The following is a 26,798-nucleotide window of genomic DNA, read 5'->3' as shown; positions in this document are numbered from 1 at the left end:
GCCGTCAGCGTAGTGGCTCCGGCCGCCGGCCGCCGGGGCCGCCCGCCGCCGGACGCGGGGCCGCCGGGGCCGGCCGGGCGCCCACCGCCAGGGCCGCCGACACCGCCGCCGTGTGCGGCCCCACCCCGAGGGCCAGCGCCGCCCGCAGATCCTGACCGGTGTCCACGTCCTGCCGGACGGAATCGACCCCAGCCAGCGCGAGTTCCGCCGCGCCCGACGCCCGGTGCCGCATGCGGGAATGCACGCCGAACACCGGACGCAATTCACGGTCACCGGCCGCCGCCAGCAAAGTCGTGCCCACCTCGGCCGCATCGGTGAGAAAAGCCCGGGGGAATTCCGCGGCGGCGCTCAGCACCCGGGACAGTTCCGCCGGACGCAGGGCCGGCAGATCGGCGTTCAGGGCCGCGACCGCAGCGCCGGGGCGTATGTCCCGTACGACCGCCGCGCCGTGCGCCAGGGCGGCGTTCAGGCCGCCGCCGGGGACGTCCGGGACGATCCGCGCCCCCAGCGCCGCCAGCTCCCGGCCGGCCAGCTCGTCGTCCGTGACGACCGCCACATCCGACACCGCCGGGCAGGCCAGGGCCGCGGCCACCGTGTCCTGCGCGAACGCCAGCGCCAGCGCCGGGCGTACCCCGTCGTCGGCGGTGTCCGCGAGCCTGCTCTTGGCCCGCGCCAAGGGCTTCAGGGGGATGACCAAGGTCCACTGCACCGGCGTACCGTCCCTCTCTCGTCCCGCACATTGTCCCCGGGTCATCCGGCGCCGCGGGGAGCGGGGCGTACGGTGTTCTCGACAGACCGGCGGCCCGGGGCCAGACTTGTGCGGCCCCCGCCGGGGTGGCAGCCCTAGAGGAAGGTGTCCTTGTGTCCCGCCGCAGAATCGGCTTCTGGTACCGCTTCGCCGCGGTGCTCTGCAAACCGCCGCTGGTGGTTCTGATCAAGCGGGACTGGCGTGGAATGGAGCACATTCCGGCCGAGGGCGGATTTATCACCGCGGTGAACCACAATTCCCACCTGGACCCCTTCGCGTACGCGCACTACCAGTACAACACCGGGCGGGTCCCGCGATTCCTGGCGAAGAGCGGGCTTTTCAAGAAGGGATTCGTCGGAGCCGCCATGCGCGGCACCGGACAGATCCCCGTCTACCGCGAGTCCACGGACGCCCTGAGCGCCTTCCGGGCCGCCATCGACGCCGTCGAGCGCGGCGAGTGCGTGGCCTTCTACCCCGAGGGCACCCTCACCCGCGACCCGGACGGCTGGCCCATGACCGGCAAGACCGGCGCCGCCCGCGTCGCCCTGCAGACCAAGTGCCCGGTCATCCCGGTCGCCCAGTGGGGCGCCAACGAACTGCTGCCGCCGTACGCCAGGAAGCCCAGCCTCTTCCCGCGCAAGACGCACCGCGTGCTGGCGGGCCCGCCGGTGGACCTCTCCCGTTTCTACGGCAAGGAGATGACGCCGGAGGTGCTGAAGGAGGCCACCGAGGTCATCATGGCCGCCATCACCCGCCAGCTGGAGCAGATCCGCGGCGAGAAGGCGCCCGAGAGGCCGTACGACCCGCGCCGTGAGCGGATCGAGCAGCGCCGCCGCACCCAGGCGCAGACGCAGGCAAGGCAGGCCAGGCAAGCGGAAGGGCAGAGCAAGTGAGCAAGCCTGTGCGGGCGGCCGTCATGGGCACCGGTTCGTGGGGCACCGCCTTCGGCATGGTCCTCGCCGACGCCGGCTGCGACGTGACCCTGTGGGCCCGCCGCGCGGAGCTGGCCGAGGCGGTCAACTCCACCCGGACCAACCCCGACTACCTGCCCGGCGTGGAACTCCCGGAGAACCTGCGCGCCACCGCCGACGCGGCCGAGGCGCTCCGGGACGCGGACTTCACCGTGCTCGCCATCCCCTCCCAGACCCTGCGCGCCAACCTCGCCGAGTGGTCCCCGCTGCTCGCCCCGGACACCGTCCTGGTCTCCCTGATGAAGGGCGTCGAACTCGGCTCCACCATGCGGATGAGCGAGGTCGTCGAGGACGTCGCCAAGGTGGGCGCAGACCGGATCGCGGTCGTCACCGGACCCAACCTGGCCCGCGAGATCGCCGCCCGCATGCCCGCCCTCGCCGTCGTGGCCTGCACCGACGAGCGGGTCGCCCAGCGGCTCCAGGCCGCCTGCCACACGCCGTACTTCCGGCCGTACACCAACACCGACGTGGTCGGCTGCGAACTGGCCGGCGCGGTCAAGAACGTCATCGGCCTCGCGGTCGGCATCGCCGACGGCATGGGACTCGGTGACAACGCCAAGGGCTCGCTCATCACCCGCGGCCTCGCCGAGACCACCCGGCTCGGCCTCGCGATGGGCGCAGACCCGCTGACCTTCTCCGGTCTGGCGGGACTGGGCGACCTGGTGGCCACCTGCTCCTCGCCGCTGTCCCGGAACCACACCTTCGGCACCAACCTCGGCAAGGGCATGTCCCTGGAGGAGACGATCGCGGTCACCCGGCAGACCGCCGAGGGCGTCAAGTCCTGCGAGTCCGTGCTGGATCTGGCCCGCCGGCACGGAGTCGAGATGCCGATCACCGAGACGGTCGTCGGCATCGTGCACGAGGGCAAGTCGCCGGTCGCCGCGCTCAAGGAGCTGATGGCGCGCAGCGCCAAGCCCGAACGCCGCTGAGAGCGGCCCCGGGCGGTCCGTCCCGGGCCCGTCGCGCGACGCTGTGCGACCGTCCGCGCGACGCTGAGCGACCGCCCGGGAGGGCGCGCTGACTTGGCCGCTACCTCCGGGTACTCTCAACGCGATATGAGCACCGAGAACCTTCCCCACAGCCCCGAGCAGCCGTCGCGCAAGCCGCGCGTGGCCGTCGTGTTCGGCGGGCGCAGCTCCGAACACGGGATCTCCGTGGTCACCGCGGGCGCCGTCCTCAAGGCCATCGACCGGACGAAGTACGACGTCCTGCCGATCGGCATCACCTCGGACGGCCGCTGGGCGCTGACGGCCGACGAGCCGGAGCGGATGGCCATCACCGACCGCCGTACCCCCAGCGTGGCCGAGCTGGCGGAGTCGCACGAGGGCGGCGTGGTGCTCCCCGTCGACCCCGCGAACCGCGAGGTCGTCTACAGCGAGCCCGGCTCCGTGCCCAAGGCCCTCGGCGAGGTCGACGTGGTCTTCCCGGTGCTCCACGGCCCCTACGGCGAGGACGGCACCCTGCAGGGCCTGCTGGAGCTGTCCGGGGTGCCGTACGTCGGCTCGGGCGTGCTCGCCTCGGCCGTCGGCCAGGACAAGGAGTACATGAAGCGGGTGTTCACCTCCTTCGGGCTCAAGGTCGGCCCGTACCTGGTGATCCGCCCCCGCGAGTGGGCGCAGGACGAGTCCGCCGCCCGCAAGCGGATCATCGACTTCGCCGGTGAGCACGGCTGGCCGCTGTTCGTGAAGCCCGCGCGCGCGGGTTCCTCCATCGGCATCACCAAGGTCGACGACCTGTCCGGGCTGGACGAGGCGATCGCCGAGGCGCAGTCCCACGACCCGAAGATCCTGATCGAGGCGGCCCTGCGGGGCCGCGAGATCGAGTGCGGCGTGCTGGAGTTCGAGGACGGGCCGCGCGCCTCCGTCCCGGCCGAGATCCCGCCGCCGGACGCGCACGCGTACTACGACTTCGAGGCCAAGTACATCGACTCCACGCCCGGCGTCGTCCCGGCCCCGCTCACTCCTGAGCAGACCGCCGAGGTGCAGGGGCTCGCCGTCGAGGCGTTCGAGGCGGCCTCCTGCGAGGGCCTGGTCCGCGCGGACTTCTTCCTCACCGAGGACGGCGAGTTCGTGATCAACGAGATCAACACCATGCCCGGCTTCACGCCGATCTCGATGTACCCGCAGATGTGGCAGGCGAGCGGGATCAGCTACCCCGAGCTGGTCGACCGCCTGGTGCAGGCGGCGCTGCGCCGCTCCACCGGACTGCGCTGACCCGCGGCCGTTCAGTACCGCATGGAGGCGAGCCCCTCGGGGATCGCCTTCTTGACGGCCGACGCCAGGTCCATCAGCACCTGGGCGCTGTCGTCCGCCCCGGACAGCTTCTTCGGCAGGGTCACCTGCACGTACGCGCGACGACCGGACGTGGTGAACCGCCACGTCCCGTCGTCCTCCTTCTCCATCAGCCACTCCACCCCGTTGACCCCGCCGCCGACCGCGTCCGGGTCGTCACCGAGGGCGACCTTGGGATCGACCATCTTCGGCGGCCGGACGATGCCGCAGCGCAGTATGATCGCCGGGCTTCCCCAGCCCGCCGTGTAGGCGGACCGGGGCTCGGGGTCCTGGCGGCTCGCGCCGTTCACCTTCCGCGGCAGCACCTTGTCCAGATCCCGGCAGAGCGGGGCGGTCTTCGCGTCGGGGGTGGGAACGGCCACGGTGTCGCTGTCGCCTGCGGAGGAGCAGCCCGCGACCACGACCAGCAGGGCCGGCGCGAGCAGGGCGAGAGGCCGGTGACGGAAGATGTTCACCGGCCAAGCGTAGACGGGGGCTACAGATGCACGACCGGACAGGTCAGGGTGCGCGTGATGCCGTCCACCTGCTGGACCTTGGCGACCACCATGCGACCGAGTTCGTCGACGGTGTCCGCCTGGGCGCGCACGATGACGTCGTACGGACCCGTCACGTCCTCGGCCTGGAGGACTCCGGAAATCTTGGCGATCGTCTCGGCGACGGTCGACGCCTTGCCGACCTCCGTCTGGATCAGGATGTACGCCTGTACCACGGAACCTCCAAGGCGGCCACGAGGATCATGTGGGGAAGAGGAACGCCACGGTATCGCGTTGCCGCACCCCGCGGGGAGACCCGCGGGGACCGGGCTTGCGCGCCAGGGTGCAGGCACGACAGGAGTTGACGGTCACCTCGACCGTATCGGGGACACTGGGGACGCGCTACCGGGCAGGGCACGGCACAGAAGGGGCTTGAGGCAATGAAGGGCACAGTGGGTGAGCTAGGTGAGTTCGGGCTCATCAGGGAGCTGACCTCCCGTCTCACCACCACCCCGGCGGTCCGGGTGGGCCCCGGCGACGACGCCGCGGTGGTCGCCGCCCCCGACCGCCGGGTGGTGGCGAGCACCGACATCCTGCTGGAGGGCCGGCACTTCCGCCGCGACTGGTCCACGGCCTACGACGTCGGCCGCAAGGCCGCCGCGCAGAACCTCGCCGACATCGCCGCGATGGGCGCCGTACCGACCGCCCTGCTGCTGGGCCTGGTCGTCCCGGCCGAGCTGCCGGTCACCTGGCCGACCGAGCTGATGGACGGCCTGCGCGACGAGTGCCAGGTCGCGGGCGCCTCCGTGGTCGGCGGGGACGTCGTACGCGGCGACACGATCATGGTGTCGATCACCGCGCTCGGCGATCTGCGCAACCAGGAGCCCGTCACGCGCGCGGGTGCCCAGCCCGGCGACCTGGTGGCCGTCACCGGCTGGCTCGGCTGGTCCGCGGCCGGGTACGCCGTGCTCGCCCGCGGTTTCCGTTCGCCGCGTGCCTTCGTGGAGGCCCACCGGCGCCCCGAGCCGCCGTACCACGCGGGCCCGGCCGCCGCCGCGCTCGGCGCCACCGCGATGTGCGACGTCAGCGACGGCCTGATCGCCGACCTCGGGCACATCGCCGAGGCCAGCAAGGTCCGCATCGACATCCGCTCCGGCGCCATCGACATCCCGACGCAGATGCACGACATCGGGCAGGCCGTCGGCGTGGACCCGCTGCAGTGGGTGCTGAGCGGGGGAGAGGACCACGCCATCGTGGCGACCTTCCCGCCGGACGCCAAGCTGCCGGCCCGCTGGAAGGTCATCGGCGAGGTCCTCAACCCCTCCGCGCTGCCCCAGGTGACCGTCGACGGGGCGCCCTGGACCAGCAAGGGCGGCTGGGACCACTTCGGGGACATCGAGTCGTGATCCCCCGTGTCCTGACCGTGGCCGGGTCGGACTCCGGCGGCGGCGCCGGCATCCAGGCCGACCTGAAGACCATGCTCGCCCTCGGCGTGCACGGCATGAGCGTGCTCACCGCGGTGACCGCGCAGAACTCCACGGGCGTCCAGGGCGCCTGGGAGCTGCCGGTGGAAGCGGTCCGGGCCCAGTACCGCAGCGTCGTGGACGACATCGGCGTCCAGGCCGTGAAGACCGGCATGCTGGCCTCCGCCGAACTGGTCGGGGCGGTCGCCGAGTTGATCTCCGGTACGGACGCGCCGGCCGTCGTCGACCCGGTCGGCGTCTCCAAGCACGGCGACCCGCTGCTGGCGGCCTCCGCCCTGGACTCCGTGCGGACCCGGCTGCTGCCGGTGGCGACCGTGGCCACCCCGAACCTCGACGAGGTCGCCCAACTCACCGGCGTCCGCGTCCGGTCCGAGGACGATCTGCGAACGGCCGCCGCGGCCGTGCTGGAGTTCGGGCCGCGCTGGGTGCTGATCAAGGGCGGACACCTCGCGGGCGACGCCGTGGACCTGCTCACCGACGGCACGGAGGAACACCTGCTGCGGGCCCCCCGCCTCGACAACCGGCACACCCACGGCACCGGCTGCACCCTCGCCTCCGCGATCGCCTGCGGTCTGGCGCGGGGGCGGTCCGTGCCGGAGGCGGTCGTCGCGGCCAAGGAGTACGTCACCGGGGCGATCGCGGCCGGGTTCGCCCTCGGCGCCGGCATCGGCCCCGTCGACCACGGGTGGGCGCTGCGGCGGGACGGCCGCTGAGGGCTCAGGCGGGATACTCCGGCAGTTCGATCGCGGTCGCCGCCTTCTGCGTCAGCCGCTTGAAGAACCCGGCCAGCGGCCGGGAGGCGAGCAGCCGGTACGTCCGGTCCCGGCTGCGGATGCGCCGCTCGGTGGGCGGGGCGAAGAACGGCCCCGCGTTGCCGGAGATCTTCTGGCAGCCCTTGGCGAAGTCCCGGATCCGGCTCTCGTAGGCGGCCAGCGCCACCCGGTGGTCGCCGTCCGCCAGGGCCAGCTCACCGGCGAGGACATGGGCGGCGACGATCGCCACGCCCGTCCCCATGCCGCCCATCGTCGCCCCGTACCCGGCGTCCCCGAGCAGCGCCACCCGGCCCCGGGTGAGCCGGTCGACGTGGATCTGCGCGATGGCGTCGAAGTACAGGTCGTCCGCCGCCGCGAGGCCCTTGAGCACGGCCGGCGTCTCCCAGCCCATCCCGGTGAACCGTTCGGTGAGGATCCGCTTCTGCGCCGCGACGTCCCGGCGGTCGTACGCCAGCCGCCCGGACCGGAACACCAGCAGCGCGCCGGCCCGCTCCGGATCGCCGTCGTAGTTGTTCATGCAGACGCAGCGGCCGGGCTCGCTGTAGAGGCGGCCGGTGCGGTTCAGGCCCAGGTGGTTGGGAAGGCTGAAGCCGGCCACGTAGTGGTCCAGGAAGCGCAGGTGGCCGGACTCGTCGCCGAAGACCAGGCGGCGGGTGTCCGAGTGCAGGCCGTCGGCGCCGACGACCAGGTCGAAGCGGCGGGGCGCGCCGCGCTCGAAGGCGGCCTCGACGCCCCGGCCGGTGTCGGTCAGCGCCGTGACGGAGTCGCCGAAGACGTACTCCACCGCGTCCTTGGTGCGCTCGTACATGATCCGCGCCAGGTCGCCGCGGAAGATCTCCACGTCGCCGCTCATCAGCTCCGCGGGCAGGTCCACGCGCGGAGTGCCGTCAGCGGCGACGACGCTCTGCCGGCCCATGTGCGTCCGGTGGGCCCACACCTCCTCCCAGATGCCCATCGAGGTGAGCACCGTGCGGTGCACGTGCCCGCGGAAGTCGACGGCGAAGCCGCCGGCGCGCAGGGCGGGCGCCTTCTCGACGACCGTGACCCGAGCGCCGTGGCGGACCAGGTTCAGGGCGAGGGCGGGACCGGCGACGCTGGCGCCGGAGATCAGGACGGACAGATGGCGGAGGCGGTGTGTCTTCGTCATGCCGGCCACTGTCCCGGGCCCCGCTTACCGTGCGCCTACCGTTCGCTGACCGCCGCCGACCGCAGGCCGCGGCCCTGTTCGTAGGCGGCGGCGTAGGCCGCCGCGGACAGGCAGGCGCGCGTGTGCCGCGTCGTCCGGGCGACGTCCGGGTCGCCGGGCAGGGCCGCGCCGCGCAGGCCCGCGGCGGCGCCGAGGAGTTCGGCCGCCCGCTCCGGGCGCGGGGCGAGGGCCGCGAGCGCGTCGGCGACATCGGCGAGCAGGAGCGTGTCGCGCGACTCCAGGGCCTGCGCACGGGCCTGGGCGAGCCGTTCCCCGGCGGTGTCCCGGTCGCCCTCGGCGGCGGCCGTACGGCCCAGCCCGATGAGGATCCGCACCGTCTCGCCGACGCTGAACCAGGTGGCCGCGCAGGCCTCCAGGGCGTTCTCGTAGTGCACGCGCGCGCGTGCCGTGTCCCCGGCCAGCCGGGCCGTGTCCCCCAGGCCGCGCAGCGCACCGGCCACCTTGTCGCCCGCCCCGGCGGTACGGGCCAGCTCGCCGGAGCGCGTGAAATGCGCGGCGGCCTCCTCAGGCGCCCCCTGGGCCAGCAGCACCACCGCCCGCGTGCGCAGCAGGTCCGCGGTCTCCTCCGGCGCGTCCAGCTCCCGGACGTGGACCAGGCCCTCGTCCAGCAGGGCCAGCGCCCGCGCGTACTCGCCCCGGCCGTACGCGAACCCGCCCAGCGGATCGAGGCAGTTGGCCATGCCCCAGCGGTCGCCGGTGCCGCAAAAGCCCTGCCACGCGCGCGTGAAGCCCGCCTCCGCGTCGGCGGGCCGCCCCGCGAACAGCGCCTGGTAGGCGAGGCCCACGTCCAGCAGGGCCAGGCCCCACGGCTCCCGGCCCAGCTGCACGCGCACGCCCTCGTCCGCGGTCGGCTGCGGACCGCCCGTGAGGGACCACAGGATCACCGTGAACGGCAGCCGCAGCGGGCGGTCGAACGAGTCCATGAGGGCGGCCACGCGCGCGATCAGACCGGCGTCCTCCGGGTCGTCGCCCCGCCCGGAGACGGCGTTCATCGCGCACAGCGCGTACTCCTCGGCCAGCCCGGGCGGCGGCTCCGCGCCGACCGCCGCGAGCAGTGCCCGGGCACCCGGCACGCGGTCGCCGTGCAGTCCGCGCAGCCGCCGGAACCAGGTCAGCGCGGCCGTCAGCCGCAGCGCGTCCCGCGGTGCCGTCCGCGTCAGGTACCGCAGCGCCGCGTCCAGGTTCTCCTGCTCGGCGGCCAGCCGCTCCAGCCAGCGCACCTGGTCCGCGCCCCGCAGCAACGGCTCCGCCCGCTCGGCCAGCCGCAGGTAGTAGGCGGCGTGCGCCGCGCGCAGGTGCTCGGGGTCCGGCTGCCGGCGGTCGGTGAGCGACTCCGCCGCGAAGGCGCGGATGGTCTCCAGCATGCGGTAGCGGCCGTCGGAGACCTCCAGGAAGGACTTCTCCACCAGGGACGCCAGCGGGTCCTCCGGGTACGGCACCCCACACACGGCCGCGACGGCGTCGAGGGTGGCGCCGCCCGCGAAGACGGTCAGTCTGCCCGCCAGGTCCCGTTCCCCGGCGTCCAGCAGCTCCCAGCTCCACTCGACCACCGCGCGCAGGGTGCGGTGCCGGGGCGCTTTGGCCCGGTCCCCGCGCGCGAGCACCCGGAACCGGTCGTGCAGCCGGTCCGCCAGCTCGTCCACGGAGAGGGTGCGCAGCCGCGCCGCGGCCAGCTCGATCGCCAGCGGGAGCCCGTCCAGCGCCCGGCAGATCTCCGGCACGCGCGCGTGGCCGCCGAAATCGGGCCGTACCGCGCGCGCCCGGTCCAGCAGCAGCCGTACCGCCGGCTCCTCGGGCAGCGGCGGCACCGGCACCAGCACCTCGCCGGTGATGCCCAGCGACTCCCGGCCGGTCGCCAGCACGCGGACCCCGGGACAGGCGGCCAGGAGCAGTGCGGCCGTCCGCGCGGCCGCCTCGACGAGGTGCTCGCAGTTGTCGAGCACCAGCAGCACCTCACGGTCCGCCAGTGCCTCCAGCAGCCGGTCCAGGGCGTTGGCCGCCGGGCTGCGGAAGCCGTCCCGCACCCCGAGCGCCGCCAGCACCGCGTACGGGATCCGGGCGCCGTCGGCGAGCGGCGCCAGCTCGACCAGACAGACCCCGGCGCCGGTGCGGGCACGGGCCGCCTCCAGCGCGAGCCGGGTCTTGCCGACGCCTCCGGGACCGGTCAGCGTCACCAGCCGGGACCCGGCCAGCGCCCGGTCGATCCGGGCCAGCTCCGTCTCGCGGCCCACGAAGCGGGTGAGCTGGGCCGGGAGCCGGGGCCGGGCCGGGGCGCCGGTGCCGTCCCGGAGCAGCCGGAGGTGGAGCGCGGACAGCCCGGGCGACGGGTCGGCGCCCAGCTCGTCGGCGAGCGTGCGCCGGGCCTCCCCGAACACGGCCAGCGCCTCGGCGGGCCGCCCGGCCGCGTGCAGGGCCCGCATCAGCTGCCCGTACAGCCGCTCGTCCAGCGGCCGCTCCCGCAGCAGCGCCCGCAGCTCGGGCACCAGCTCCGGGCCGCCCCCGGTGCCCAGCTCGGCCTCGATCCGGTCCTGTACGACGGCCAGCCGCAGCTCCTCCAGCCGGGCCCGGTCGGCGTGCGCGTCCGGCAGGTCGGGCAGCGCGGGGCCGCGCCACAGCGCGAGGGCGTCGCGCAGCAGGGCCGCCGCGCGCGGGTGGTCGCCGGCCGTGAGCGCGCCGCGGCCCTCGGTGGCCAGCCGGGCGAAACGGTGGGCGTCGACGGTGTCCGGGCCGACGGCGAGGGTGTAGCCCGCGGGGACGGCGTCGATGCGGGTGTGCGGCGCGAGCCGCCGGCGCAGCCGGGAGATCTGCGACTGGAGGGCGCCCAGGGCCCCGGCGGGCGGTTCGGCACCGTACAGGCCGTCCAGGAGGCGCTCGACGGGGACCGGGCGGCCGGCGTCGAGGAGCAGCAGGGTGAGCAGGGCGCGGGGCCGGGGGCCGCCGGGGTCGACGGGGGTGCCGTCGCCGGTGTGGATCTGGGTGGGGCCCAGGATGCCGAAGCGCATTCCGTGGATTCTGGCAGCCCGGAACCGTTCGCGGGTACGGCAAAAAGCCGGCCCACCCGGAGGTGGACCGGCTCAGTGCAGCGAACCAGGCAGTGGCCGCGCGCTCAGCTGTAGCGTCAGCGCGAGACCTTGCCGGCCTTGATGCACGAGGTGCAGGCGTTCACGCGCTTCGGCGTCCCGCCGACCACGGTACGCACACGCTGGATGTTCGGGTTCCAGCGGCGGGGCGTACGGCGGTGCGAGTGCGAGATGTTGTTGCCGAAGCCCGGCCCCTTGCCGCAGACGTCGCAGTTGGCAGCCACGGGTCACTCCAAAGACTTCAGATGCACTTACGGTTGATCCCGGCATGCCGGGATCGAGATCCTAAGACCTGAATCTGAGTGGCGTTGCCAGGGGGAATGGCCCGATCGGGATCGGGCAACCGGAGCAGCATACAACGACTGCGTCCGTACAGCGAAACTACCATGGCAGATCAGGCCCCCGCTCCCGGCCCTCCTCCGGAACCCGGCGATCCGGGGTCTACGCTGCGTCCCACGTCCAGCCAGCTCAGGGAGGCGCAGGTGGCGCAGGTGCCGCAGACATTCCTCGATGCTCTCGCGGTGCGCACCTGGTGCGGTCTGGCGCTCCGGGCCCTGGGGCGGGCCCGTGAGGAGATCGACGCGATCAACGTCTATCCGGTGGCCGACGGCGACACCGGGACCAATCTCTACCTGACGCTGGAGTCCGCGGCGACGGCCGTGGAGGCGGTGTTCGCCGGGTACGGGACCGGCTGCGCCGAGCCCGCACTGGCGGACGCGGTACGGGCCATGGCCCACGGGGCGCTCATCGGGGCCCGCGGCAACTCCGGGACGATCCTCGCGCAGCTGCTGCGCGGCATGGCGCAGGTCCTCGCGGACGCCGGTGACGCCGCTCACACCGACGGCCCGGCGCTGCGGCTGGCCCTGCGCCGGGCCGCCGACTCCGCCCGGCAGGCCGTGGCCCACCCCGTCGAGGGCACGGTGCTGACGGTCGCCTCGGCCGCCGCCGACGCCGCCGAGGGGGCCGGGGGCGACTGCGGGACGGTCGCGCGCGCCGCCTACGAGGGCGCGCGGGCCGCCCTGGCGGCGACCCCGGGCCAGCTGGCCGTGCTGGAGCGGGCCGGCGTGGTCGACGCGGGCGGGCGCGGGCTGGTGGCGGTGCTGGGCGCGCTGGTGGAGGCGGTCACGGGGGAGGCGGTGCGGGAGATCCCGTCGCGCGGGGTCCCGTGGTCCCCGGGGACCGCAGCGGAAGCCCACGCGCGCGTGGAGGAGGTCCCGGGGTGCGGGACCGAGGGCGGCCCGTGCGCCGACGCGGCCGGCGCGGACGGGCCCGCGTTCGAGGTGATCTACCTGCTGGAGGCCGACGACACGGCCGTGACCCGGCTGCGCGCGCGGCTGGACGCCCTCGGGGACTCCCTGGTCGTGGTCGGCGGCGACGGCCTGTGGAACGTCCATGTGCACGTCGACGACGCCGGCGCCGCCGTGGAGGCCGGCGTGGAGGCCGGGCGGCCGTACCGGATCCGGATCACCCACTTCGGGCTCGGGGACGTGCACACCGGCCGGGAGCGTCCGCCGCGCGAGCGGGCCCAGCGCGCGGTCGTCGCCGTAGTACCGGGTGAGGGCCTGGCCGGTTTGTACACCGAGGCCGGCGCGACCACCGTCCTCGCGCGCCCCGGGGAGCCGCCCGCCAGCGGGGAACTGGTGCAGGCGGTACGGCGCGCCCACGCGCGCGAGGTCGTCCTGCTGCCCAACGACGCCGAGCTGCGCCACACGGCCGCCGCCGCGGCCGAGCAGGCCCGCACCGAGGGCATCCGGGTGGCCCTGATCCCGACCCGCTCGGCGGTCCAGGGCATCGCCGCGCTCGCGGTGCACGAGCCGGAGCGCCGCTTCGACGAGGACGTCGTCCAGATGACCTCGGCGGCGGGCGCCACCCGGTACGCCGAGGTCGCCGTCGCCGAGCACGAGTCGTGGACGACGGCCGGCATCTGCCAGGCCGGGGACGTGCTCGGTCTGATCGACGGCGACGTGGCGGTGATCGGCACGGACGTCACCGCCACCGCCCGGACCGTCCTGGACCGCATGCTCCAGGCCGGCGGCGAGCTGGTCACGCTGGTCGTCGGCGACGAGGCGCCGCGGACCGTCGCCACCCACCTGGAGACCCACGTACGCGAGACCTACCTGGCCGTGGACACGGTGGTGTACCACGGCGGCCGGCAGGGAGCCCTGCTGCTCGTCGGCGTGGAGTGAGCCGCCCCCTGCTCCGGCCCGGCCGGACGAGGCCGCGTCGCGCGAGCCCGCCCCCGCGTCAGCCCTGTTCCGGCTCCTCCGGTGCCGACGCCTCTCGCACCGCCTCCAGCATCTGGGTCGCCTCCTCGCGCCGGGTGCGGACCGTCTCGTCGGTGTCGTCGGCGCCCTCGTAGGCCGCGAGCACCGCACGCGCGTGTGCCGCCGCCCGCGCCGGACGGCCGAGGTCCGCCTCCAGCCAGCCCGCGCCCAGTTCCGCTCCGGTACGGCCGTGCAGCCCGGCCGCGCCGAGCCCGGCGAACACCGACACGGCCCGGGTCATCTGCTCCAGCGCCGCCTCGAACGCGGCCCGGATCGCCGCGTCCTCGGCCTCCTCGGACGCCGAGCGGGCCAGCAGCTCCGCGAACTGCCGGTGGGTGCCGCCCAGTTCCGCGGCCGGCTCCTCCCGGTCCGCGCCCCGCGCCGCCGCCAGTGCCGCCTCGCCCTCCCGGACCGCCTCCGCCATCAGCGCGCGGGCGTGCCCCGCCCCGCGCTCCCCGCCCAGCGCCAGCCAGGCCCGGGCGCGCAGCGAGCGGACCAGGAACTGGGCGTTGCCGAGCGTGCGCCACAGATCGCCCGCGCGCGCGTAGGCCCGGTCCGCCTCCTCGTCCAGCCCCGCGCTGCCCAGCGACTCGGCCGCGAGGTGGGCGAGGGTGGCGTGGTCCTGCTGCTCCGGCCAGTGCCGGGCCAGCTCCGCGGCCTTGAGCCGCTGTTCCGCGGCGGCCCGGTGCTCGCCCAGCTCGCCCAGGCAGTCCCCGAGCCACCAGCGGGCCTGCACCACCAGCCCGTCACCGTGCGTCTCGGCGCTCAGGTCGGCCAGCGCGGACTCCAGCACCTCGGCGGCCTCCGCGTACCGGCCCCGGCGCAGCAGGAAACCGCCCAGCTGCTGCCGCGCCCACGCGCCCAGGGTGCCGCTCTCGCCGGCCTCGTCGGCCCAGTGCGCGGCCTCCAGCGCGTGCTCGGCCGCCTCGGCGGGCGCGTCCCGGCCGCCGAGCACCTCGGCGAGCTGGAGGTGCAGCTGGGCCCGCCCGACCGGCTCCACGTACGGCCCGCCGTGCTCCAGGGCCGCCCGCAGTGCCCGCTCGGCCCCGGCCGGGTCACCGGCCTGGTGGGCCAGGGCGGCGACCTGCACCTCGTACTCGACCGCGAACCACGGCAGCCCGGCCGTCACGTACCCGTCGGCGGCCCGCCGGAACAGGTCCGCCGCCCGCTCCGCGTCCCCGGTGAGCGCGGCGAGTTCGGCGAGCATCGCCCGCGCCTCGGCGGCCCGTGCCGCCAGCCGCACATCGTCCCCGCCGTGTCCCTCGACGAGCGCCAGCACCTCCCGCACCGCCGCCTCGGCGTCCCCGACGGCCTGCCCGGCCTCCCGTTCGGCGCCCCGGCCGGCGGCCTCGTGCACCCGCCGCATCAGGATCCGCGCCCGGCCCATCACCACCGACGCGGTCTGCCGCACCCCGGTGCCCCCGGCGGCGTACAGCGCGAGCACCTCGTCGTACAGGCCGGTGACCGCGGCGAGGGCCGCCTCCACCTCTCCTGCCAGCGCGCGGACGTACGCCCCACGCGCGCGTGCCGCCAGCGCCTCCCCGGGGTCGCCCGCCTCCGCGTACAGCTCCGCCGCCCGGTCGAACAGGGGGACTCCCTCGGGGCCGCGGGCCATCGCCTCGTGGTCGGCGATCTCCGCGCGGGCACGCGGTTCGAGACCGGCGCCGTCCGGTACGGCCCGCGCGAGGGCCGCCCACGCCTCCAGGGCGTGCGGCCGCAGGGTGTCCGACAGCCGCCGGGCCTCGGCGAGCAGGGCGGCCACGCCGGGCTCCTCGGGGGCCTCCGGTGCCGGGGGCGCGGCCACCGGCGCCGGAGCGGGGCGGACCGTACGCACGCCCAGCGGCAGCCGCTCCGCCAGCGGGCGCCGGGCCATCCGCGCGCGGATCCGGTCGCCGACCGCGGACGTGCCGTTGCGGCGGTCGAACCGCTCGGCGAGTTCCTCGGCCTCCGCGCGCGCGTGCTCACCGAGTTCCCGCGCGGTCCAGGTCCGCCCGGCCGGCCCCGGCACCCGCTGCCCGCCGAGACCCAGCTCGGTCAGCCGGTCCATGAGCAGCGTCACCACGGCCATGAAGTCCAGCCGGCTGCTCGGATGCCCGGTGTCCGTGAAGTACGCCGGCCGCTCGGCCAGCAGTTCGAGACCGCGCGCCTCGTTCCCGGTCAGCGCGCAGAACTCCACGTGGTCGGCGTACGCGCCGCGCATGCTCTCCATGGGCCGCACCAGCCGGACCCCGCGCAGATGGTGGGCCCGGGCCTCCTCGGTGCGGCCGAGGCGCAGCAGCGGGGCCAGCGAGGAGGCGAGCACCGTGTGCGGCTCGTGCGCGCAGGCGAACTCGCCCTCCAGCACCGGCCGCCACAGCTCCAGAGCCTCGGCGTCCCTGCCGCACCGCACCTGCCAGACGCCCTGCGCGTGCAGCTCGCAGGCGGGGCAGTCGGCCATCCGGTCCCGGTCGGCGGCCAGCCACGCCGCGTACGCCCGTTCCGCGCGCGGGAGGTCCCCGATGTGCGCGGCCACACTCAACTCGGCACTGCGCACCGCGCGTTCCGAGTACCCGGCGAGCCGGTAGCGGTGCTCCATCTCGCCGAGCCACTTCTCGACCGAGGCGAGCGGGACGTGCGGCTGGTCCAGCATGCCCGCCGACATCCACTTGAAGACCCAGTGCAGCGAGTGCGCCTCGTCCTCGTCGAAGTCCTCCGGCCGTTCGTCCCACAGGCGCAGCAGCCGCGCGAACGGGACGAACATCTTATCCTTCTCGGAGCTGTAGTTGTAGACCTTCAGCTGGTGCCCGAGCGCCTCGATCACGGCGAGCGGGACGTTCAACTGCTCGGCCTCGGCCAGCAGCTGCTCCGCGCGCGCGTTGCGGGCCGGCCCCTCCGGTTCCGCGGAGTTCGCCGCCAGCGCCCGGCGCAGCGCGTCGAAGTCGGTGATCCCGCTCATCGTCCGTCCTCCTCCCCGTGGGTCGCCCAGGCGAGCAGCCCGATGAACGCCCGGTTCAGCAGCGCCGAGTCGGCCGGCCGCAGCGGGCGCTGGGCCATCAGCAGGGCCTGTCCGTACAGCGACTCGGTGGCGGTGCCGATCAGGTCCGGGTCGCCGAGCGAACCGATGCGCCGGACCAGCGGGTTGAGGTGGTTGAGCACCAGACGCGCGCGCGGGGCGCCGCCGCGCAGCGAGCCCAGGATTCCCGCCCACAGGTCGTCGGCCTGCTCCTCGGCCGCCGCGCGGGCCTGCTCGTGCCGGGCGGCCCGGTCGTCCAGGTGCAGCGCGGGCACGGAGAGGGGGTGGAAGGCCCGCAGGACGACGTCACAGCCCAGGGGATCGAGGGTCGCGCGCGCGGTGGCCAGGAAACCGGCCAGCGCCAGCTCCTCGCCCGGGTCGACGGCGTCCAGGTGGGCGGTCACGGTGTCCGCGTCCAGCTCGGCGACCACCGTCCCCGGCCGCACCCGCGGCAGCGCCTCGACCAGCTCGCTGTCGTAGGTGTAGCCGCCGTTGACCACGCCGACGCCCTGCGCCGAGGCGATCGGCGCGACCTGCCGGTACTCCTCGACGGTCCGGGTGAAGTGCACCACCGGGTGCCGCCGCGCGAACTCCTCCAGGGACAGCTGCCCGTCGGTCGTCTCGAACGGCAGCCACGGCAGCATCGTGCGCAGCATCTCCCCGTCATGCCTGGCCAGGGACTTCACTCCCAGGTGGTGCACGGCGAGGAAGGCCGACAGCCGCTCCGGGTCACCGGCGGCGAGCCCGGTCAGCCACGACCGGATCCGCGTCCCGAGCGCGTCCCGCACGGCGGCGAGCGTCTCGTCCTCGTACAGCGCCTCGCGCGAGGCGGTGGGCCGCAGGCTGTCGGTGTCCAGGACGCAGCGCACGAAGAACGCCCAGTCGGGAAGCAGCTGTTCGGCCCGCTCGGTGAGCAGCATGCCCTTCAGGTGCACCCGGTGGCCGGCCCGCCGGGCCGGGCTGACCGCCGCCGGCAGCACGTACGCCACCCCGCGGATCCCGGCCAGCGGCACGTCCAGGTCGATCGAGTCCAGCGGGGTGAAGCCGAACAGCTCCCGGCAGTGCCGGGCCAGCGCCACCCGCCGCCCGGCGGGACTCGGGTGGGCCCGGTCCCAGGGCGCGGGCAGGTCGGTGACCGGCTCGTCGCCGACCCGGACGTCGTAGGGCAGCAGCGAGCCGAAGTCCCGGGCCAGGTCGCGGACCCGCTCGGGCGCCAGCCACTCGGCGGCGCCGGCCCGCGCCGTCAGGTACACCGTCGTGCCCGGCTCGGGCCGCTCGGCGTCGGGCAGCGTGCGCACGGTGTACGAGCCGTCGTCCCGGGCCGTCCACTCCACGGGCGGCGCCCCGGGCGTACGGGCGCTGCGGCTGACCACGCGGATCCGCTCGGCGACGACGAAGCAGGCCAGCAGTCCGATGCCGAACTGGCCGAGGAAGTCCGCCCGGGCCTCGTGCAGGCCCTCGGCCCGTTTGGAGCTGCGTCCGATGGTGGCCAGCAGGCTGTGCACGTCCGGCTCGGTGAGTCCGACGCCGGTGTCCTCCACGCGCAGGGCGCCGTCCGCCGCGTGCAGCCGGATCCGCGCCGGGGCGTCCGGTTCGGCGGCCCGGCGGGCGGTGACGGCGTCCACGGCGTTCTGCAGCAGCTCGCGCAGGTAGACCTTGGGGCTGGAGTAGAGGTGGTGGGAGAGCAGGTCCACCAGGCCGCGCAGGTCGACCTGGAAGCTGTGAGGTGGGTGGGGTGACTGGGATGCCTGGGGTGCCTGAGAGGTCTGGGAGTCCATCGTCACTGCGCCGGAGGGGGGCGTGCGTGCGGCGCGGGGTCGGGCGGTCCCGTCGGGGCGGTGACCGCGAAGGATGGCCGGAGCGCGCCATCCTAAGCCGGAAAAGCCCGCCTGACCAGGAGTTTCCCTGATGTTTACAGCGCCTCGGGCGGAACGGCCGGGACAGCGTCTACGGCATTGTCAGTGCCGTGGTGTGCAATGGATCTCGTGCCCGCACTGCAAGAACCGCTCAAGAAGGTGCTCGGCCCCGCCACCGCGAAGGTGATGGCCGAGCACCTCGGCCTGCACACCGTCGGCGACCTCCTGCACCACTATCCCCGCAGATACGAGGAGCGCGGCCAGCTCACCCACCTCGCCGACCTCCCCATGGACGAGCACGTCACGGTGGTCGCCCAGGTCGCCGACGCCCGCCTGCACACCTTCGCCTCGGCCAAGGCCCCCCGCGGCAAGGGCCAGCGCCTTGAGGTCACCATCACCGACGGCAGCGGCCGGCTCCAGCTCGTGTTCTTCGGCAACGGCGTCCACAAGCCGCACAAGGAGCTGCTGCCGGGCACCCGCGCGATGTTCGCCGGCAAGGTCTCCCTCTTCAACCGCCGCCTCCAACTCGCCCACCCGGCCTACGAGCTGCTCCGAGGGGAGGGCGAGGAGGCGATCGAGACCTGGGCCGGCGCCCTGATCCCCCTCTACCCCGCCACCGCCAAACTGGAGTCCTGGAAGATCGGCAAGGCGGTGCAGACGGTCCTGCCCAGCGCCCAGGAGGCCCTCGACCCGCTCCCGGACTCCCTCCGCGCCGGCCGCGGCCTGCTCCCGCTCCCCGAGGCCCTGCTCAAGATCCACCGCCCGCACACCAAGGCCGACGTCGCCGCCGCCCGCGACCGCCTGAAGTGGGACGAGGCCTTCGTCCTCCAGGTCGCCCTGGCCCGCCGCCGGCACGCCGACACCCTGCTGCCCGCCGTCCCCCGCGTCCCGGCGGCCGACGGTCTCCTCGCGGCCTTCGACGACCGCCTCCCGTTCACCCTCACCGAGGGCCAGCAGAAGGTCTCCGCGGAGATCTTCGCCGACCTGGCCGCCACCCACCCGATGCACCGGCTGCTGCAAGGAGAGGTCGGCTCCGGCAAGACCCTGGTGGCCCTGCGCGCCATGCTCGCCGTGGTCGACGCCGGCGGCCAGGCGGCCATGCTCGCGCCCACCGAGGTCCTCGCCCAGCAGCACCACCGCTCGGTCACCGAGATGATGGGCGAACTCGCCGAGGGCGGGATGCTGGGCGGCGCCGAGCACGCCACCAAGGTCACCCTGCTCACCGGCTCCATGGGCACCGCCGCCCGCCGTCAGGCCCTGCTCGACCTGGCCACCGGCGAGGCGGGCATCGTCATCGGCACCCACGCCCTCATCGAGGACAAGGTCCAGTTCCACGACCTCGGCCTGGTCGTGGTGGACGAACAGCACCGCTTCGGCGTCGAACAGCGCGACGCCCTGCGCGGCAAGGGCAAACAGCCCCCGCACCTGCTCGTCATGACGGCCACCCCGATCCCGCGCACGGTCGCGATGACGGTCTTCGGCGACCTGGAGACCTCGGTCCTCGACCAGCTCCCGGCCGGCCGCTCCCCGATCGCCAGCCATGTCGTCCCGGCCGCCGACAAGCCCCACTTCCTCGCCCGCGCCTGGGAGCGGGTGCGCGAGGAGGTGGCGAACGGCCACCAGGCGTACGTGGTGTGCCCGCGCATCGGCGACGAGGAGGACGACCCGAAGAAGGCCGGCAAGAAGAAGTCGGCCGAGGACGAGGCGGAGAAGCGCCCGCCGCTCGCGGTCCTCGACGTGGCCGACCAGCTGGGCCGCGGCCCCCTCAAGGGCCTGAGGGTCGAGGTGCTGCACGGCCGGATGCACCCGGACGACAAGGACGCCGTCATGCGCCGCTTCGCCGCCGGCGAGACCGACGTCCTGGTCGCCACCACCGTGATCGAGGTCGGCGTCAACGTCCCCAACGCCACGGCCATGGTCATCATGGACGCCGACCGCTTCGGCGTCTCCCAGCTCCACCAGCTGCGCGGCCGGGTCGGCCGCGGCTCCGCCCCCGGTCTGTGCCTCCTGGTCACCGAGATGCCCGAGGCCGCCGCCGCCCGCCAGCGCCTGGGAGCCGTCGCCTCCACCCTCGACGGCTTCGAACTCTCCCGCATCGACCTCGAACAGCGCCGCGAGGGCGACGTCCTCGGCCAGGCCCAGTCCGGCGCCCGCTCCAGCCTCCGGGTCCTGGCGGTCATCGAGGACGAGGAGGTCATCGCCGAGGCGAGGGAGGAAGCGGCGGCGGTCGTGGCGGCCGACCCCGAGCTGGAACGGCTCCCGGGTCTGCGGACGGCGTTGGAGGCCCTCCTGGACGAGGAGAGGGAGCAGTACCTGGAGAAGGGCTGAGGTGCCGCGTCCCCGAGGGGGACGCGGGCCACCTCGCGGGCGACCACGACGGACCGCCTGCCAGACTGAATCCCTAACCACCCCCGGACAAGGACTGAAGATGACCCGCGTGATCGCCGGCAGGGCAGGAGGCCGTCGCCTCGCGGTACCGCCCGGCACCGGAACCCGGCCGACGTCAGACCGTGCCCGCGAAGGTCTCTTCTCCACCTGGCAGTCCCTCCTCGGCGGCCCCCTGGACGGCGAGCGGGTCCTCGACCTCTACGCCGGCTCGGGCGCCGTGGGCCTGGAGGCCCTGTCCCGGGGCGCGGGCCACACCCTGCTGGTCGAGGCGGACGCCCGCGCCGCGCGGATCGTGAGGGAGAACGTGCGGAGCCTGGGCCTGCCCGGCGCCGAGGTCAGAGCGGGCAAAGCGGAACAGATCATCCGCCAGCCCGCCCCGGAGGCGCCGTACGACCTGGTCTTTCTCGACCCGCCGTACGCCGTCACGGACGACGATCTTCGGGAGATTCTGCTCACACTCGCCTCGGAAGGCTGGCTCGCTGAGCAAGCGCTCGTCACCGTGGAGCGCAGCACCAGAGGCGGCGCATTCCACTGGCCGGACGGTTTCGAGGCGATCAAGTCCCGTCGCTACGGCGAGGGAACGTTTTGGTACGGTCGCGCCGCCTCTACGTGCGAAGACGCACGATGACCGGACCGGAGAGCGAGGGATCACAAGTGCGCCGCGCCGTCTGTCCCGGGTCGTTCGACCCGATCACCAACGGACACCTCGACATCATCGCCCGGGCCTCCCGTCTCTATGACGAGGTCTACGTCGCGGTGATGATCAACAAGTCCAAGAAGGGCCTGTTCGAGATCGAGGAGCGGATCGAGCTGATCCGCCAGGTCACCACCGACTACACCAACGTCCGGGTCGAGGCCTTCCACGGCCTCCTCGTCGACTTCTGCAAGCAGCGCGACATCCCCGCCATCGTCAAGGGCCTGCGCGCCGTCAGCGACTTCGACTACGAACTCCAGATGGCCCAGATGAACGTCGGCCTCACCGGCGTCGAAACGCTGTTCGTGCCCACCAACCCCACCTACAGCTTCCTCTCCTCCTCCCTCGTCAAGGAGGTCGCGGCCTGGGGCGGCGACGTCTCCCACCTGGTGCCCGCCCCCGTGATGGAGGCCCTGAACGAACGCCTGCGCAAGGACTGATGGGGCTACAGTCGTCCCGTCCGTCTCCAACCCGGCTGTAGAGAGTGGCGAGCACAGGTGGACGTGCAGAAGAAGCTCGACGAGATCGTCTCCACGGTCTCGGGCGCCCGGTCCATGCCCATGTCGGCGTCGTGCGTGGTCAACCGCGCCGAGCTGCTCGCGATGCTCGAAGAGCTGCGCCAGGCGCTGCCCGGCTCCCTCGCCCAGGCGCAGGAGCTGATCGGCGGCCGTGAGCAGATGGTCGAGCAGGCCCGGCTGGAGGCCGAGCGGATCATCGAGAACGCGCACGCGGAGCGCGGTTCGCTGATCTCCGACACCGAGATCGCCCGCCGCTCCCAGGCCGAGGCCGACCGGATCCTCGCCGAGGCCCGCCAGGAGGCCGAGGAGATCCGCGCCGAGGCCGACGACTACGTCGACTCCAAGCTCGCCAACTTCGAGGTCGTCCTCACCAAGACCCTCGGCTCCGTCGGCCGCGGCCGCGAGAAGCTCCTCGGCACCGGCCCCGGCCTGGACGAGAACGGCTACGAGGACGACGACGCCCCCGAGCGCAGCCACGACCCGCAGACCCTGCGCCAGAACGCCGACCAGTACGTCGACGCCAAGCTCGGCGCCTTCGAGGCGGTCCTCGCCAAGACCCTGGAGGCCGTCGGCCGCGGCCGGCAGAAGCTGCACGGCCGGATCGCCACCGACGACCTCGGCGCCCTCGCCGACGACACAACGACCTTCCAGCACTCCAGTGACGCCGACTACCTCGCCGACCTCGCCGCCCTCGCGGACAGCGACCGCGCGGCGGAACGGCAGCAGGAGCGGCCGGAGCCGGCCCAGCCGTCGTACGCCCCGCAGCCCGCCTACGGCTACGAGCAGCAGCCGGACCCGTACGGGGGCTTCCCGCGGCAGCCGGAGTACGCCCCGCAGCAGGACCCGTACGGCTACCAGCAGGCCGACCCCTACGCGTACCCCGGCTACGAGCCCCAGCAGGCCGCCTACGACCCGCAGCAGACCCACGGGTCGCACCAGCCCCAGCCCCAGCAGCCCCAGCAGCAGGGCCGGCAGGAGGACCCGCAGCAGGGCTACGCCCTCGACGAGACCAGCCTCTTCGACACGAGCATGATCAGCGCGGAGCAGCTGAGGGCGTACGAGCAGGGCCGGGGCCTGTAGCCGCACCGGATTGGGCGCTGAGCGAAAGGTCAAGTATCCTGGCTCTTCGGTCGCGCGTATATCCGCGATCGCCGCTGCCCGGAACACCTGCGGGCGGCGTCCCTCCGAGTTCGCAGATCGAAAGCAGGAATGGCTTCCAACGCCCGCCTCGACCACCGCAACCCCCTCGTGTTCGATACGCACGAGCTGGGTCGGCGTCCTGGCGCGCTGCAGCGCCTGACCCGCGAGATCGACGCTCCGAGGGATCTCGGCATCCAGGGGGTCATCGGAGTGCCGGAGGGCGCCCCGGTGGAACTCGACCTCCGCCTCGAGTCGGTCCTGGAAGGGGTGCTTGTCACAGGCACCGCCCGTGCAGCGGCCGAGGGGGAGTGCGTAAGGTGTCTGGAGCCGGTCGAGCTGGAGCTCGAAGCGGACTTCCAGGAGCTGTTCTCGTACCCTGACGCCGACGACCGGGGCCGTGTGATCGCGGAACCGGGCGACGACGCCGAGGACGACGAGGACAGGTTCTTCATCGAGGACGGCCTGTTCGACCTCGAACCCGTGCTGCGTGATGCGGTGGTGCTCGCACTGCCGATGCAGCCGGTGTGCCAGGACGACTGCCCGGGCCTGTGCTCCGAGTGCGGAGTGCGGCTCGCGGACGACCCGGACCACCACCATGACGCCGTCGACATCCGTTGGGCGGCTTTGCAGGGACTCGCCGGTTCGACGACGGACGGCGAGAAGGACGAGATGAGCGGCGCCGAAGCGGGCGTCGACGAGAAGCAGGAGAAGTAGCCGTGGCTGTTCCGAAGCGGAAGATGTCGCGCAGCAACACGCGCCACCGCCGGTCGCAGTGGAAGGCTGCGGTCCCCACCCTGGTTGCGTGCGAGCGCTGCCACGAGCCCAAGCAGCAGCACATCGCGTGCCCGTCGTGCGGCACCTACAACAAGCGCCAGGTCCTCGAGGTCTGAGCGGCTGGTGAGAGGCACTGTGTCCACGCCGAAGAAGAACTCAGCGGACAACCAGGCCTCGTCCCACACGCTTCTGGAAGGGCGGCTCGGCTATCAGCTGGAGTCCGCCCTTCTGGTGCGTGCGCTGACCCACCGTTCCTACGCGTACGAGAACGGCGGTCTGCCGACGAACGAGCGGCTGGAGTTCCTCGGAGACTCCGTGCTCGGCCTCGTCGTCACGGACACGCTGTACCGCACCCACCCCGACCTGCCCGAAGGCCAGCTGGCCAAGTTGCGGGCCGCGGTGGTCAACTCGCGTGCGCTGGCGGAAGTGGGTCGCGGTCTCGACCTGGGCGCCTTCATCCGGCTCGGCCGGGGTGAAGAGGGCACGGGCGGCCGGGACAAGGCATCCATCCTCGCCGACACCCTGGAAGCGGTGATCGGTGCGGTCTATCTCGACCAGGGCCTCGACGCGGCCTCCGAACTGGTGCACCGCCTGTTCGACCCGCTGATCGAGAAGTCCTCCAACCTGGGCGCCGGCCTGGACTGGAAGACGTCGCTCCAGGAGCTGACCGCGATCGAGGGGCTCGGCGTGCCCGAGTACCTGGTCACGGAGACCGGCCCCGACCACGAGAAGACCTTCACTGCTGCCGCCCGCGTCGGAGGCGTCTCGTACGGCACCGGCACCGGCCGCAGCAAGAAGGAGGCGGAGCAGCAAGCCGCCGAGTCCGCCTGGCGGTCCATCCGGGCCGCCGCGGACGAGCGGGCCGAGGCGGCCAAGGAGGCGGCCACGGCGGCCAAGGAGCCGGCCGAGGAACCCGTGAGGGAGACGGCCGACGAAGCCCTCGCGGGCGGAGACCCGTCGTCCGCCACCGCCTGAGCAAGCAGGACGCGAGCGCCCGCCCGGCCGTCGACGCCGGGACGGGCGCTCGGTTCGTCCACCGGTCCGTACGGTTCTGACAGGGGGCCCGATGCCCGAGTTGCCCGAGGTCGAGGTCGTCCGGCGGGGCCTGGAGCGCTGGGTCGCGCACCGGACCGTCGCCGAGACCGAGGTGCTGCACCCGCGTGCCGTGCGCCGGCACGTCGCCGGCCCGGAGGACTTCGCGCACCGGCTCAAGGGGCACCACATCGGCACCCCCCGGCGGCGCGGCAAGTATCTCTGGCTGCCGCTGGAGGAGACGAACCAGTCCGTCCTCGCCCACCTCGGCATGAGCGGCCAGCTGCTGGTCCAGCCGCACGAGGCGCCGGACGAGAAGCACCTGCGCATCCGGGTCCGGTTCGCCGACACCGTCGGCACCGAACTCCGCTTCGTCGACCAGCGCACCTTCGGCGGTCTGTCGCTGCACGACAACACCCCCGAGGGCCTGCCCGACGTCATCGCGCACATCGCCCGCGACCCCCTCGACCCGCTCTTCGACGACGAGGCCTTCCACCAGGCGCTGCGCCGCAAGCGGACCACCATCAAGCGGGCCCTGCTGGACCAGTCGCTGATCAGCGGGGTCGGCAACATCTACGCGGACGAGGCCCTGTGGCGCGCCCGCCTGCACTACGAACGCCCGACGGCCACCTTCACCCGCCCGGCCACGGCGGAGCTGCTCGGGCACATCCGGGACGTGATGAACGCGGCCCTCGCCGTCGGCGGCACCAGCTTCGACAGCCTGTACGTCAACGTCAACGGCGAGTCCGGCTACTTCGACCGCTCCCTGGACGCGTACGGCCGCGAGGGCCTGCCCTGCAAGCGCTGCGGCACCCCCATGCGGCGCCGCCCCTGGATGAACCGGTCCAGCTACTTCTGCCCGAAGTGTCAGAGGGCGCCGCGCGTCTCGTCGTAACGCGCGCGGGACGCCAGGACGTCGTCCATCGCGCCCTCCACGCAGTGGATGAGCGCCAGCAGCCGTTCGGCGACCTGCCGACCGAGGGGCGTCAGCTCGTAGTCCACGCGGGGCGGGTTGGTCGGCTGGGCCTCGCGGTGCACCAGGCCGTCGCGCTCCAGCGCGTGCAGCGTCTGGGACAGCATCTTCTCGCTCACCCCGTCGACGCGCCGGCGCAGCTCGTTGAAGCGCAGCGAGCCCTCGTACAGCGCGCCGAGCGTCAGCCCGCCCCAGCGGCCCGTGACGTGCTCCAGCGTGACGCGCGAGGGGCAGGCCTTGGCGAAGACGTTGTAGGCGAGGTCGTCCTGGTCCTGGGTGGTGGCGCTCATAGCAGCAGAGTACGCCCGCGCAGCGCTCACTGCCAGGTTGCACTAACCAGAAGTTAGTGCTTTCCTTTCGTCATCGCTTACGAGCCGCTCGCTCCGCCGAGCTGCCGCCTTCCCTTGCTCTTTTCCGAGGAGTCCGCATGACCACGCCCGTCGTCTCCATCGCCTACCACTCCGGCTACGGCCACACCGCCGTGCTCGCCGAGGCCGTGCGCGCCGGCGCCCTCGACGCGGGAGCGGAGGTGCACCTGATCAAGGTCGACGAGATCACCGAGGAGCAGTGGGAGACGCTGGACCGCTCCGACGCGATCGTGTTCGGCTCGCCCACCTACATGGGCACCGCCTCCGGCGCCTTCCACGTCTTCGCCGAGGCCAGCTCCAAGCGCTGGTTCGGCCAGGACTGGCAGGACAAGCTGGCCGCCGGCTTCACCAACTCCGCCTCCAAGAGCGGCGACAAGCTGCACACCCTGCAGTTCTTCCAGACGCTCGCCGCCCAGCACGGCATGCACTGGGTCAACCTCGGTCTGCTCCCCGGCTGGAACAGCAGCACCGCCTCCGAGAACGACCTCAACCGCCTCGGCTTCTTCGCCGGCGCCGCCGCCCAGAGCAACAACGACCAGGGCCCGGAGGGTGTCCACAAGGCCGACGTGGCCACCGCCGAGCACCTGGGCCGCCGGGTGGCCGAGACGGCGAAGATCTTCACCCGCGGCCGCGCCGCCGCGTAACCCTCCCGCGAGCGGGCTCGGTGCCCGGAGGAGGGGCGGGCCGGTCCCGGCCCGCGGCGGGTGAGCGGCCGGCGTCGCGGTCAACGCCGCGGGCTGGGGCTCGGGCCGCGGCCGGGCCCGACGGCCGA

General features: G+C 73.8%; 24 protein-coding genes. 15 read left to right on the top strand and 9 right to left on the bottom strand.

Annotation, left to right across the window (positions count from 1 at the left end; all coding sequences use genetic code 11):
• Nucleotides 1-4: 4 nt before the first annotated feature.
• On the bottom strand, nt 5-709 hold the full coding sequence (gene cofC, locus IG05_RS0126755) for a 2-phospho-L-lactate guanylyltransferase (protein ID WP_051790293.1): 705 nt from the start codon (nt 707-709) through the stop codon (nt 5-7).
• 152 nt (nt 710-861) lie between these two features.
• On the opposite strand from cofC, the gene IG05_RS0126750 reads away from it, so the two are divergent.
• From IG05_RS0126750 to IG05_RS0126740, 3 genes are all read left to right on the top strand, one after another.
• Nucleotides 862-1,641: a lysophospholipid acyltransferase family protein gene (locus tag IG05_RS0126750; RefSeq protein WP_030346536.1), complete on the top strand. Its 780-nt coding sequence runs from the start codon at nt 862-864 to the stop codon at nt 1,639-1,641.
• The gene (locus IG05_RS0126745) at nt 1,638-2,648 is read left to right on the top strand and encodes an NAD(P)H-dependent glycerol-3-phosphate dehydrogenase (RefSeq protein ID WP_030346534.1); all 1,011 of its coding nucleotides are present in this window, start codon (nt 1,638-1,640) and stop codon (nt 2,646-2,648) included. Before IG05_RS0126750 ends, IG05_RS0126745 begins: the two co-directional genes overlap by 4 nt.
• Before the next feature lie 126 nt (nt 2,649-2,774).
• On the top strand, nt 2,775-3,932 hold the full coding sequence (locus IG05_RS0126740; RefSeq protein ID WP_030346532.1) for a D-alanine--D-alanine ligase family protein: 1,158 nt from the start codon (nt 2,775-2,777) through the stop codon (nt 3,930-3,932).
• 11 nt (nt 3,933-3,943) lie between these two features.
• On the opposite strand, the gene IG05_RS0126735 is transcribed toward IG05_RS0126740, so the two are convergent.
• Together IG05_RS0126735 and IG05_RS0126730 are read right to left on the bottom strand one after the other, a co-directional pair.
• Nucleotides 3,944-4,465 carry a DUF3515 domain-containing protein gene (locus tag IG05_RS0126735; RefSeq protein ID WP_030346531.1) on the bottom strand — a complete coding sequence of 174 codons (522 nt, stop codon included), beginning with the start codon at nt 4,463-4,465 and terminating at the stop codon, nt 3,944-3,946.
• A 20-nt stretch (nt 4,466-4,485) separates the two neighbouring features.
• Entirely contained in the window at nt 4,486-4,719 is a 234-nt protein-coding gene (locus tag IG05_RS0126730) for an Lrp/AsnC family transcriptional regulator (RefSeq protein ID WP_030346529.1), read from the bottom strand.
• Nucleotides 4,720-4,923: 204 nt separating this feature from the next.
• Between IG05_RS0126730 and IG05_RS0126725 the strand changes: the two genes are divergently transcribed.
• Together IG05_RS0126725 and thiD are read left to right on the top strand one after the other, a co-directional pair.
• Nucleotides 4,924-5,889: a thiamine-phosphate kinase gene (locus IG05_RS0126725; RefSeq protein ID WP_030346526.1), complete on the top strand. Its 966-nt coding sequence runs from the start codon at nt 4,924-4,926 to the stop codon at nt 5,887-5,889.
• Entirely contained in the window at nt 5,886-6,680 is a 795-nt protein-coding gene (gene thiD / locus IG05_RS0126720; protein WP_030346524.1) for a bifunctional hydroxymethylpyrimidine kinase/phosphomethylpyrimidine kinase, read from the top strand. Before IG05_RS0126725 ends, thiD begins: the two co-directional genes overlap by 4 nt.
• A 4-nt stretch (nt 6,681-6,684) precedes the next feature.
• On the opposite strand, the gene IG05_RS0126715 is transcribed toward thiD, so the two are convergent.
• From IG05_RS0126715 to rpmB, 3 genes are all read right to left on the bottom strand, one after another.
• Complete coding sequence (locus tag IG05_RS0126715; RefSeq protein ID WP_030346523.1) at nt 6,685-7,887, bottom strand: FAD-dependent monooxygenase; 1,203 nt, start codon at nt 7,885-7,887, stop codon at nt 6,685-6,687.
• A gap of 35 nt (nt 7,888-7,922) precedes the next feature.
• Nucleotides 7,923-10,949, bottom strand: a complete 3,027-nt coding sequence (locus IG05_RS0126710; protein WP_030346522.1) for an ATP-binding protein — start codon at nt 10,947-10,949, stop codon at nt 7,923-7,925.
• 116 nt (nt 10,950-11,065) lie between these two features.
• Nucleotides 11,066-11,251, bottom strand: a complete 186-nt coding sequence (rpmB, locus tag IG05_RS0126705; protein ID WP_004924906.1) for a 50S ribosomal protein L28 — start codon at nt 11,249-11,251, stop codon at nt 11,066-11,068.
• A 258-nt stretch (nt 11,252-11,509) separates the two neighbouring features.
• On the opposite strand from rpmB, the gene IG05_RS0126700 reads away from it, so the two are divergent.
• Complete coding sequence (locus IG05_RS0126700; protein WP_030346519.1) at nt 11,510-13,213, top strand: DAK2 domain-containing protein; 1,704 nt, start codon at nt 11,510-11,512, stop codon at nt 13,211-13,213.
• Between the two features lie 58 nt (nt 13,214-13,271).
• On the opposite strand, the gene IG05_RS0126695 is transcribed toward IG05_RS0126700, so the two are convergent.
• Together IG05_RS0126695 and IG05_RS0126690 are read right to left on the bottom strand one after the other, a co-directional pair.
• Nucleotides 13,272-16,226 carry a hypothetical protein gene (locus tag IG05_RS0126695; protein ID WP_030346517.1) on the bottom strand — a complete coding sequence of 985 codons (2,955 nt, stop codon included), beginning with the start codon at nt 16,224-16,226 and terminating at the stop codon, nt 13,272-13,274.
• Nucleotides 16,223-18,061 (bottom strand): HSP90 family protein, encoded by a 1,839-nt coding sequence (locus tag IG05_RS0126690; protein ID WP_078894503.1) that lies wholly within the window; start codon nt 18,059-18,061, stop codon nt 16,223-16,225. Before IG05_RS0126690 ends, IG05_RS0126695 begins: the two co-directional genes overlap by 4 nt.
• A 198-nt stretch (nt 18,062-18,259) precedes the next feature.
• On the opposite strand from IG05_RS0126690, the gene recG reads away from it, so the two are divergent.
• From recG to mutM, 8 genes are all read left to right on the top strand, one after another.
• Nucleotides 18,260-20,467: an ATP-dependent DNA helicase RecG gene (gene recG, locus IG05_RS0126685; RefSeq protein ID WP_030346514.1), complete on the top strand. Its 2,208-nt coding sequence runs from the start codon at nt 18,260-18,262 to the stop codon at nt 20,465-20,467.
• A 100-nt stretch (nt 20,468-20,567) separates the two neighbouring features.
• Complete coding sequence (rsmD, locus tag IG05_RS0126680) at nt 20,568-21,155, top strand: 16S rRNA (guanine(966)-N(2))-methyltransferase RsmD (protein ID WP_030346512.1); 588 nt, start codon at nt 20,568-20,570, stop codon at nt 21,153-21,155.
• 26 nt (nt 21,156-21,181) lie between these two features.
• The gene (gene coaD / locus IG05_RS0126675; protein ID WP_030346511.1) at nt 21,182-21,661 is read left to right on the top strand and encodes a pantetheine-phosphate adenylyltransferase; all 480 of its coding nucleotides are present in this window, start codon (nt 21,182-21,184) and stop codon (nt 21,659-21,661) included.
• 57 nt (nt 21,662-21,718) lie between these two features.
• Nucleotides 21,719-22,819: an ATP synthase F0 subunit B gene (locus IG05_RS0126670; RefSeq protein WP_030346509.1), complete on the top strand. Its 1,101-nt coding sequence runs from the start codon at nt 21,719-21,721 to the stop codon at nt 22,817-22,819.
• Between the two features lie 129 nt (nt 22,820-22,948).
• Nucleotides 22,949-23,593, top strand: a complete 645-nt coding sequence (locus tag IG05_RS0126665; RefSeq protein ID WP_030346507.1) for a YceD family protein — start codon at nt 22,949-22,951, stop codon at nt 23,591-23,593.
• A 2-nt stretch (nt 23,594-23,595) separates the two neighbouring features.
• The gene (gene rpmF / locus IG05_RS0126660) at nt 23,596-23,769 is read left to right on the top strand and encodes a 50S ribosomal protein L32 (RefSeq protein ID WP_003951102.1); all 174 of its coding nucleotides are present in this window, start codon (nt 23,596-23,598) and stop codon (nt 23,767-23,769) included.
• Between the two features lie 19 nt (nt 23,770-23,788).
• Nucleotides 23,789-24,628: a ribonuclease III gene (gene rnc / locus IG05_RS0126655; RefSeq protein WP_030346505.1), complete on the top strand. Its 840-nt coding sequence runs from the start codon at nt 23,789-23,791 to the stop codon at nt 24,626-24,628.
• 91 nt (nt 24,629-24,719) lie between these two features.
• Nucleotides 24,720-25,580, top strand: coding sequence for a bifunctional DNA-formamidopyrimidine glycosylase/DNA-(apurinic or apyrimidinic site) lyase (gene mutM, locus IG05_RS0126650; RefSeq protein ID WP_030346503.1), 861 nt, complete (start codon nt 24,720-24,722; stop codon nt 25,578-25,580).
• On the opposite strand, the gene IG05_RS0126645 is transcribed toward mutM, so the two are convergent.
• The gene (locus IG05_RS0126645) at nt 25,553-25,948 is read right to left on the bottom strand and encodes a winged helix-turn-helix transcriptional regulator (protein WP_030346501.1); all 396 of its coding nucleotides are present in this window, start codon (nt 25,946-25,948) and stop codon (nt 25,553-25,555) included. The two genes, mutM and IG05_RS0126645, sit on opposite strands and share 28 nt — an antisense overlap.
• A 137-nt stretch (nt 25,949-26,085) precedes the next feature.
• On the opposite strand from IG05_RS0126645, the gene IG05_RS0126640 reads away from it, so the two are divergent.
• Complete coding sequence (locus IG05_RS0126640; protein WP_030346499.1) at nt 26,086-26,670, top strand: flavodoxin family protein; 585 nt, start codon at nt 26,086-26,088, stop codon at nt 26,668-26,670.
• Nucleotides 26,671-26,798: the final 128 nt, after the last annotated feature.

Origin of the sequence: Streptomyces sp. NRRL S-1022 (genome assembly GCF_000720135.1) — a bacterium.
Lineage (GTDB): Bacteria > Actinomycetota > Actinomycetes > Streptomycetales > Streptomycetaceae > Streptomyces.
Note: the sequence above shows the minus strand (reverse complement) of the source record. Positions and strands in the feature narration are given on the sequence as shown.